The organism is Dolichospermum sp. UHCC 0259, from assembly GCF_009711935.1.
GTDB lineage: Bacteria > Cyanobacteriota > Cyanobacteriia > Cyanobacteriales > Nostocaceae > Dolichospermum.
In genome coordinates this window covers 1-8,309 of record NZ_VIKX01000212.1, presented here as the reverse complement: position 1 = coordinate 8,309, position 8,309 = coordinate 1, and the positions used below count along the sequence as shown (strand labels likewise).

General features: G+C 37.5%; 10 protein-coding genes. 2 read left to right on the top strand and 8 right to left on the bottom strand.

Annotated features, from left to right (window positions below; all coding sequences use genetic code 11):
- The 4 genes from FJR05_RS17490 to FJR05_RS17475 all read right to left on the bottom strand — a co-directional run.
- On the bottom strand, window positions 1-340 hold a 340-nt coding region (locus FJR05_RS17490; protein WP_168645289.1), incomplete at its 3' end, for a DUF2887 domain-containing protein.
- 3 nt (window positions 341-343) lie between these two features.
- Window positions 344-1,228, bottom strand: a complete 885-nt coding sequence (locus tag FJR05_RS17485) for an Rpn family recombination-promoting nuclease/putative transposase (protein WP_168645288.1) — start codon at window positions 1,226-1,228, stop codon at window positions 344-346.
- Complete coding sequence (locus tag FJR05_RS17480) at window positions 1,228-2,850, bottom strand: radical SAM protein (protein ID WP_168645287.1); 1,623 nt, start codon at window positions 2,848-2,850, stop codon at window positions 1,228-1,230. The genes FJR05_RS17485 and FJR05_RS17480 overlap by 1 nt, the downstream gene beginning before the upstream one ends.
- A gap of 16 nt (window positions 2,851-2,866) precedes the next feature.
- Entirely contained in the window at window positions 2,867-3,121 is a 255-nt protein-coding gene (locus tag FJR05_RS17475; protein WP_168645290.1) for a SemiSWEET transporter, read from the bottom strand.
- 216 nt (window positions 3,122-3,337) lie between these two features.
- Between FJR05_RS17475 and FJR05_RS17470 the strand changes: the two genes are divergently transcribed.
- A complete protein-coding gene (locus tag FJR05_RS17470) occupies window positions 3,338-3,550 on the top strand; it encodes a hypothetical protein (protein ID WP_168645286.1) in 213 nt (70 codons plus the stop codon).
- 5 nt (window positions 3,551-3,555) lie between these two features.
- Here FJR05_RS17470 and radC read toward each other — a convergent pair whose 3' ends face one another.
- The 4 genes from radC to FJR05_RS17450 all read right to left on the bottom strand — a co-directional run bounded on the left by radC (window position 3,556) and on the right by FJR05_RS17450 (window position 7,958).
- The gene (gene radC / locus FJR05_RS17465) at window positions 3,556-4,287 is read right to left on the bottom strand and encodes a DNA repair protein RadC (protein ID WP_168645285.1); all 732 of its coding nucleotides are present in this window, start codon (window positions 4,285-4,287) and stop codon (window positions 3,556-3,558) included.
- 125 nt (window positions 4,288-4,412) lie between these two features.
- Complete coding sequence (locus tag FJR05_RS17460; RefSeq protein ID WP_168645284.1) at window positions 4,413-5,351, bottom strand: phosphoribulokinase; 939 nt, start codon at window positions 5,349-5,351, stop codon at window positions 4,413-4,415.
- 117 nt (window positions 5,352-5,468) lie between these two features.
- The gene (locus FJR05_RS17455) at window positions 5,469-7,592 is read right to left on the bottom strand and encodes an NACHT domain-containing NTPase (RefSeq protein WP_168645283.1); all 2,124 of its coding nucleotides are present in this window, start codon (window positions 7,590-7,592) and stop codon (window positions 5,469-5,471) included.
- Between the two features lie 132 nt (window positions 7,593-7,724).
- Window positions 7,725-7,958, bottom strand: coding sequence for a C1 family peptidase (locus FJR05_RS17450; RefSeq protein ID WP_254446976.1), 234 nt, complete (start codon window positions 7,956-7,958; stop codon window positions 7,725-7,727).
- Window positions 7,959-8,115: 157 nt separating this feature from the next.
- On the opposite strand from FJR05_RS17450, the gene FJR05_RS17445 reads away from it, so the two are divergent.
- On the top strand, window positions 8,116-8,304 hold the full coding sequence (locus FJR05_RS17445; protein WP_168645282.1) for a nucleotidyltransferase family protein: 189 nt from the start codon (window positions 8,116-8,118) through the stop codon (window positions 8,302-8,304).
- Window positions 8,305-8,309 lie beyond the last annotated feature (5 nt).

The following is an 8,309-nucleotide window of genomic DNA, read 5'->3' as shown; positions in this document are numbered from 1 at the left end:
GTTGATAATTAGTTAATTTTTCTACATCTAAACTCCGTTTAGCAAATAAAGCTACTGCTTGCCAATCTTGTTCGGGTTTATATTGATTGAGATAAATATTTATCTCTGTAATTAATTCCCAATAAAACTCTGGTTTGTTTTGAAATTGGACTTCAACAAAATAGATGGGTTTTTCCTCACTATCTGGCATGAATATCCCATCAAATCGAAAGGCTTTTTCTTTAACTTCTACAGAAGTAAATTGATAACCTGCCGCATTTTCTTTAGGTTGTCCCAATAGTTCAAATAATAGCGTATGGAATGTCAGGAAGATTTGGTAGAATATTGTATCTGTGTGCATTATCTATGATGATCTGTGAGATTTGAGCCATTGTTCTAAGTCGTTAATTTCCCCAAAATCTAATAATGCTTCTCCCAAGTCTTCTAGCTGTGCTATTGTCAAGCTATTGATGCTTTTGATATACGCATCTCCCAATTTTCCAAATCTTTTAGACAACAGACGTAATAGTAAGTTTTTCTCACCTTCTTGTCTTCCTTCTTGTCTTCCCTCTTGTCTTCCTTTTTGTCTTCCTTCCTGTTCACCCTCCTGTTTAGCCTCTTGATATACCCTTGTTTGCTTAATATCACTCACTAAAAACATTGCTTCTATCTCCTGACGGCTTAATTGTGAAAACTTTGACATCAAAACACTTTCCAGTAATTCTATAATACCTTGTCTTTCGCTATCATTGCTAACTTCTGTCTTTGTTCTTGTCATCAAGTTTTTTACCAATTCCTGTGATTGGTTTTCTTTACTGACAATTAATTCAATTAATCCCATCCCTATTGACCCTGATGGTATTTCATCTAAATAAATTCGTTTGATTCGACCACTATTAACTAATTCTTGTTGATAATTAGTTAATTTTTCTACATCTAAACTCCGTTTAGCAAATAAAGCTACGGCTCGCCAGTCTTGTTCTGGTTTATATTGATTGAGATAAATATTTATCTCTGTGATTAATTCCCAGTAAAACTCTGGTTTGTTTTGAAATTGGACTTCAACAAAATAGATCGGTTTTTCTTCACTATCTGGCATGAATATCCCATCAAATCGAAAGGCTTTTTCTTTGACTTCTACAGAAGTAAATTGATAACCTTCCGCATTTTCTGTGGGTTGTCCCAATAGTTCAAATAATAGAGTATGGAAGGTGAGGAAGATTTGGTAGAATATTGTATCTGTGTGCATTATTTATGATTTAATTCTAAGTTAGTAGCTTCTGCTAAATGTTTAATCAGTGTAGACTGTGGTAATGGTCCTTGTAAGTGATTCCAGGGTAAAATTTGCTCAGTTGACCAATTGCTATGGACATAAAAATCTAAGTCGGGAACTTTCCCTTTTAATTGTTTAAAAGCGCGTTTGTAACTTCCCAAGGAGTCGCCAAAATCACGGGTTAATTCTAATAATGGAGAAAGTCGGCGATCGCCTCTGGACAACAAAGCCTGTATAATTGACCAATTATAGCTTTCTGGTCGAAACTCCATCCCTTGGGGTTTGAGATATTTTTGTAACAAGTGCAACCGCTTTTCTGCTTGCTTATTAACCCCAAACCATTGAAATGGTGTGTGTGACTTAGGTACAAAGGTACTGCATCCTAGTGTTAACCGCAAACCAGGCGCAGCTTTTCTTACACCTTCCATCATTTTTACAGTTGCGTCCACATCTTCCGCTTCTTCCCCAGGAATTCCCACCATTCCATAGAGTTTTAAACTCGATAAACCACCAGCTTTTGCGTTGATAGCTGCTTGGATAATTTCATCATTATGTAATTTTTTATTGACAATTTTCCGCACTTTTTCCGAACCACTTTCCACCGCAATTGTCAATGATCTTGTATCTCGTTTCGCCAAAGTTTCGGCTAATTTAACTGTAACTGTATTGGTTCTCACAGAAGCCACACTCAACCGTACATCATCATATTTTGGTTGACTAATATAATCTAATAATTCTGTAAATTCTGGATGTTGAGTAACAGAAGCCCCCAATAAACCCAAACGATTTGTAACTTTTAAACCTCGTTCAATTCCGGGAATTAAAGAATTTTCTAAACTCGCAGTTCTAAAAGGCAAAGTTAAATAACTAGCTAAACAAAAGCGGCACATTTCGGGACAACTCCGCACCACTTCCACCATATAAATATTTTCCCAAGCGGCTTTTTCTGTGACAACAGTAGAAGCAGAAAGAGTATTGCCTCGATAAGTTTGCTTTTGGATAATGGGGGGAATTTCCGCCGAAATCGGATTGATTGATTTTATTTCCCCATCTGGTGTGATATATTCTATTACATATAAACTAGGAATATAAATTCCCGGAACTTGGGCTAAAGTTTTTAATTGAGTTTCTCTATCAGCATTTCTGACTTTTTTATAAGTATCTATAAAATCACCAAGCAGATTTTCACCATCTCCTAATAAAATCACATCAAAAAATTCCGCATAAGGTTCAGGGTTGGCTGTAAGAACTGGACCACCACCAAAAATTAAAGGATGATTTTGATTGCGAGAATTAGCCCGAATGGGAATTTCTAAAGATTCCAAAAGATTAAAAATATTCACATAGTCTAATTCCCAAGACATAGAAAAACCTAATAATTCTGAATGTCTGGGAAGTTGTTCTCGAATATCAGTAAATAAGCGACTTACCTGCAAATCCTCACGCATAGCCAAAGTCGCCCATACCACCTGATAACCCAGACTAGTTATCCCCACAGTGTACTCATTGGGAAAGGCGAAAATTACGGGAATAGCATCCTGATTGGGGGTTGCAGGGGTAAATAGAAGGCGTTCACAGTCAAATACAGATGATGTCACAGCTTTTTTAGTAGAGTTATCTATATTTAATTTTAAGCCATAGAATAATCAAGTTAAAACATAATGTCACCGCGTTGGCGATGATAACGGGCAAAGCACCGAGAATAATCCCATAGACTAACCACAGAAATAAACCACTCATAAAGACAATCAGCATCACATAGGAGACATCTTTCGCTGATTTTGTGCGCCATATTTGGAGCATTTGTGGTAAAAAGGCAATAGTAGTTAATGCACCTGCCACTAATCCTAAAATGGTGATAAAATCCATGTTTAATAATATATCTCGATTTTCAAGATTATACTCCATTAATTGCAGATATTTGGCTCAATAGTAGAAATTAACGGTTAAAAAATTTTGTTATATAATGTTATTTGAAGATTATATTCAAAAAAATATTATTTGTGAGTTATTGTTTTGATGATAATTTGGGCATTCTATAAGGATAGTTATCAATTGCAATCTCTAATTGGCGAGGAATTGAAAATGAAACGATATGCACCCTTTTTTATCATTGGTTTTATTCTCTTTATAACCTTGGGAGATAAGGTTTTACCCGGTGAGTTAGGGAAATCCAGCACTCAAACCCGGATAGCTTTGAATAATTTTGCTATTAACTTATTTCCTACTATTAAGCGTCCTAAAAACCCCAATGCACGCACAGAGAAGGAACTAGAACAGGTCGAACAAAAAAGGTAGAAATATCAATCAACTTGAGGACAATCATCCCATAAAGTTGTAATTTCTCTTAAACTCTGATGAGTGCCATTACCTAAGATTAAATGATCTAAAATGGGAACGGCTAAAATTTCTGCCCCGGCTAATAATTGACGAGTCAATTCTATATCTGCTTCACTGGGTTCTAAACTCCCAGAGGGGTGATTGTGGGCAACTATTACCCTTGTAGCACCTTGACGAATAACTTCTCGAAAAATGTCACGAGGGGAGGCTAATGTTTCCGTTGCCGTTCCAATTGTAATTACTTTTGTGCCTAATAACTTATTTTTTACATCCAATAACAACACGGCAAATCTTTCTTGATTTTGCCACATCAAGTCTTGACTCAGCACCGCAGCCGCAGCAATGGGACTATCAATTACTGTCCCGTCGGAAGGACGAGATAAAAAAGTCCGTTTACCCAATTCAATTGCAGCCAAAATAGTTGTCGCTTTCGCTGGTCCCACACCGGGAATTTCCATTAACTCAGCCGGGGAGACATTTCGTAAAGCGGCTAAGGGGTCACACTGACCTTTACTCAATTCTTGTAATATATATTGCCCTAAACCAACTGCTGAGAGTTTACCAGGTCCTTGACCAGTACCCAGCAAAATAGCGATTAATTCCGCTGTGGCTAAAATCTTCGGTCCGTGAGTCATTAACCTTTCACGGGGGCGTTCATTTTCCGGTAAGTCAGCTATTCTCAGGCAATAAGTCATACCTAATTGGGGATTTTGAATTGGGAATAATTGGGTAAAGCCATCTTTATTTATCCCTTATTTTTGGACACAATTATTCCTTTTTGACAAAATCTTTAATTTTTGTAGATACTGCCCGGAATTACTTACTGGTGAATTTGCGTAGCTTTGAGCATATGGTAGGTAATAATTAATTGAGTCAGGGCGAGAGGATAACTTTGCAGTGTTTCTCCAGTTGTACCCGCAATTTTACCCAATTCTGGATTACTTTCACGATCGCACACACTATTTAAATGGGGCATATCGTTACACATAATCCGTTCGATTTTATTCACCTGTTCCAAAGTAGCATGACCGTCAACTTCTAAAACATCCACCGGTTTTCCCATATCTCTATCCAGTCCCAAGCGGATAGCTGACTGAGAATCACTATGACCGGCGTGAATAATTTCCGTAAAATCAGGGTGAGGAATCGAAGGACGCAGCACCAACCGCACATTTAAATGTCCATTAGTTTCATCAATTTCATCATTAGGCGGATAGAAACTGACCACAATATCTGACCATTGCCGCTGAGGACGGATATACATTTCTGAATCTGGTTCGCGTTTATCTAACTCCGCTAATACCTGTTCTGGAGTATAACCGCGCTTTTGAGTATCCCGTTTCACCTTCCAATCAGCGCGAAGTGGTTCAGGAGGAGCAAGATAGACTTTAACATCATAAGCTTCACGGGCTGCACGGGTAGAATAACCTAGTAACCCTTCAATAATCACAAATTTACTGGGCTTAATATATTGTGGCGGCTCAAATGTGCCTGTTTTATGGCTGTAAACCGGCTTGAGAATCGCCTGTCCTGTCCGTAGCAGCGATAAATGTTGCTGCATGATATCCAGATAGTTACAATCAGGATGGAGGGCTGTAATCCCCAGTTCTGCCCGTTGTGTGCGATCGTATCGGTGATAATCATCTGTACAGATAATAGTCACATTTTCTGGACCTAGTACCTGAGCAATCCCTCTAGTCAGAGTTGTTTTCCCCGCAGCACTATCACCAACAATACCCAGAATAATTGGACGGCTCATGAATACCTCCTCTGACGCGAGTAAGTTTATAGAATAATCTTTAATTTTAGGGGGCAAATAAGCCCTTTCTTCAGAAAATCCTATGTTTGCAACATCTCTACATAAACTCCCCGGATTTTAATTACTCCCCACCAACAACATCCGCGCCTCTATTGCTTCCCAGGTATCACGGGACACCCGCACCGCAGCATCTTTACATTGGATAATTAGGTGATTAGCGTAGAGATAATTATCTAAAACCTTGATTTCTTCCTTAGATAAATTGATCATTTCTGGGGTGAGATTAAAACTATTTAGTAAGGTTTCTATCAACGTTTTTGCAAAAGCTTGATGTATTTTTTTTGGTTGTTTATCATCAGGTATTTTAGCTTTTAGTGCTTTTAGTTGAGTAAGTAACATAGTAGAGTTGAGCTTTTGATTAAAGATTTGTAATTGATCAATTTTACCAATATAATTAATGGCGTAGATGTTGGCGTAGACGTTGGCCTTGGCGAGGGAGTAGACGTAGGCGTTGGCATAGGCGTAGGCGTTGGCGTAGGCGAGGATGTTGGCGTTGGTGTTGGCGAGGGAGTAGGCGTTGGCGAGGATGTTGGCGTTGGCAAGGGAGTAGGCGTTGGCGTTGGCGAGGACTTTGGCGAGGGTGATCGCAACTGCACGTTTCCCCACTGGTTTATAATCACCTTGAGATCCTACTGTGACTTCTTCCGCCCAATTTAATAAAGCTTGTAATTTTGGAGTATTGATATATTTTTGTCCTTCCTTTTCCATCAATAACAACAAATCATCTGTACCACCCCGTATGACTCCCGCAACTAACAAAAATACCTCCTTCCAACGTTGATCTACCAGATGTTCAGTAACTAATTTTTCAACTAGGCGATGATCATCAATATATTGGGCTGTTAAATATTCCTGTAGCGTCAAATGAGAAAATGAAAATACATCTTCCGCCCGTTCTACTAAAATTCCTTGTTGAATTGCGATCGCATTTAAAACTGCTTCACCATTTAAATGCTGTGGTGCATTCAAATTACCCGCCAAAAAGGTTTTTATTTGGTCAACAATTTCCGATTGTGAGAAAAACAGCCGATTAGACGTAAACCCAGTATAAGCAACTTCTGAAAGTAATAACTCTTCTAGTTCTGTATGCAGTCCTTGATAAATTTCTTCTCGCAAAATTCGCTTTTCCGAAGCCCATTCTTCTAACAATATTCGCAACGCCTTTTTATATAACACACTGCGATTATTAGGGAAATTCTGAGAACGGTCATATACTAAACACAGAAAAGTCAGTAATAAAGGTGTATGTGCTAACTCTTTTGCAGCTTTGTTTTCTGGTTTTTGCAATAATTCCCAACATTTATCCCCCGTTTTCGCTTGTTGATCATCTTCTCCATGAAACCAATTATTAATAAATTGCTGAATTTGTTCATCATCAAAATCAGCCATAGCCACATCACTAAATCGGCGGAAGTTATTGCGGTAAGCTGCTATGCGACAGGAAGCTATAAACCGATTTTGATGATATGTATCAACAAAGTTTTGAATTTGACTGATAGTCTCATTTAAGTTTTGACTGGGAACTTCATCCAAGCCATCAAGTAAAATTAATAATTTACCCTGTTCTAAAGCTTTAGCTGTAAATTGATCTGGAACTGGAAATCCACAAATATTAAACTCTTCAATAATAAATTTTTTAATATCAATCTCACTTGAAGTAAACCTTTTTAATTCAATGAAAACCGGAATACAATCATGTTTAAATCCTCCTTTTTTACCTTTGAGTGCTTCCATTCCCATTTTCCGTAAAAAAGTAGATTTTCCTGCACCTGGTCCTCCTAAAACCATCAAATATTGTTTTTCATTAGCAACTTCAATTCCTGGTTGTTTTTGACAATGTTGAGAATCAAACTTCCGTCCTTTCCCTTGACGATATACTTCTTCTAATTGTTCAGTAGATGCAAAACTACGAATAGCATTATCATTTAAAAACTGCACTGCTGTATACACAGATTCTAACTTCACAGGTTCACGCATTCCCAAAACTTTGAGAATACCGTGTCTTTCTTCATAATTATGTCCATATTTCTTGGAAGCATCAAAAATGAGTTGTTTAGTATTTTCATCCAGAGTTTTCCCAAACATTCCCAGCAAGTTACCACCACTTCCCCAAAGAGACTGGAAAACGGGAACAGCTACACCGCTAACCGCAGCGGCTAATAAAGGTTCAAATCCTGTCATAATCCTGAAATTAGTGAATATATCTCAACTTACAGCCATTTTCATGTATTTATACCACACTTATCTACTTATATTCCTTTCTTCCTTTGCGCCTTTGCGTGAAACTTGAAAATATCGTTCATTGAATCGGGCTTAAAAGTAATATTGCTCGGTTAAGCCTAAAAAGTCATTATACGGATTATTGGTTGCTGTGTAGGGGACGGTGGCTTCGGTTGCAGTCCCATTGTTAATGAGATAATCAAATGCTTTAGACCACCAACCACCACCACAACTACCTGCACCACCCCAGTTAATAATTTGCTGTTCTGAGGCATCAGCAGTGGCGTTGTTACGAATTAAGTTATATTTTTGGTGTGGCACTTGCATAAATCATAAGTTTATAAATATACAACTAAAGTTCAAGTAAGAATAAACTTGTTAAGTTGAATACTTTATAAGGTTGATTTAATATAGCATTTTTGTTGATTTTGAGTCAAAATTCTAGTTATTATAAAGATAAAATCATCAATCAGGAGTTTTAACTATGAAACAAAATACTCTTCCTATTAATTTGTCTCCAGAAGAAATTAATCATTTTTGTCAAAGTCACTCAATTCGTAAGTTGTCTTTATTTGGTTCAGTATTAAGAGATGATTTTACAAAAGAGAGTGATGTTGATGTTTTAGTCGAATTTGAACCGGGAAAAACTCCTAGTACACTGCGGCGTAAATGAGATAA

Excerpts from the sequence above, each read along its gene's own strand:
- FJR05_RS17450 (WP_254446976.1), bottom strand. The coding sequence starts at position 7,958 with ATGCAAGTGCCACACCAAAAATATAACTTAATTCGTAACAACGCCACT.
- FJR05_RS17485 (WP_168645288.1), bottom strand. The coding sequence starts at position 1,228 with ATGCACACAGATACAATATTCTACCAAATCTTCCTCACCTTCCATACT.
- radC (WP_168645285.1), bottom strand. The coding sequence starts at position 4,287 with ATGACTTATTGCCTGAGAATAGCTGACTTACCGGAAAATGAACGCCCC.
- FJR05_RS17475 (WP_168645290.1), bottom strand. The coding sequence starts at position 3,121 with ATGGATTTTATCACCATTTTAGGATTAGTGGCAGGTGCATTAACTACT.
- FJR05_RS17455 (WP_168645283.1), bottom strand. The coding sequence starts at position 7,592 with ATGACAGGATTTGAACCTTTATTAGCCGCTGCGGTTAGCGGTGTAGCT.
- FJR05_RS17445 (WP_168645282.1), top strand. The coding sequence starts at position 8,116 with ATGAAACAAAATACTCTTCCTATTAATTTGTCTCCAGAAGAAATTAAT.
- FJR05_RS17460 (WP_168645284.1), bottom strand. The coding sequence starts at position 5,351 with ATGAGCCGTCCAATTATTCTGGGTATTGTTGGTGATAGTGCTGCGGGG.
- FJR05_RS17470 (WP_168645286.1), top strand. The coding sequence starts at position 3,338 with ATGAAACGATATGCACCCTTTTTTATCATTGGTTTTATTCTCTTTATA.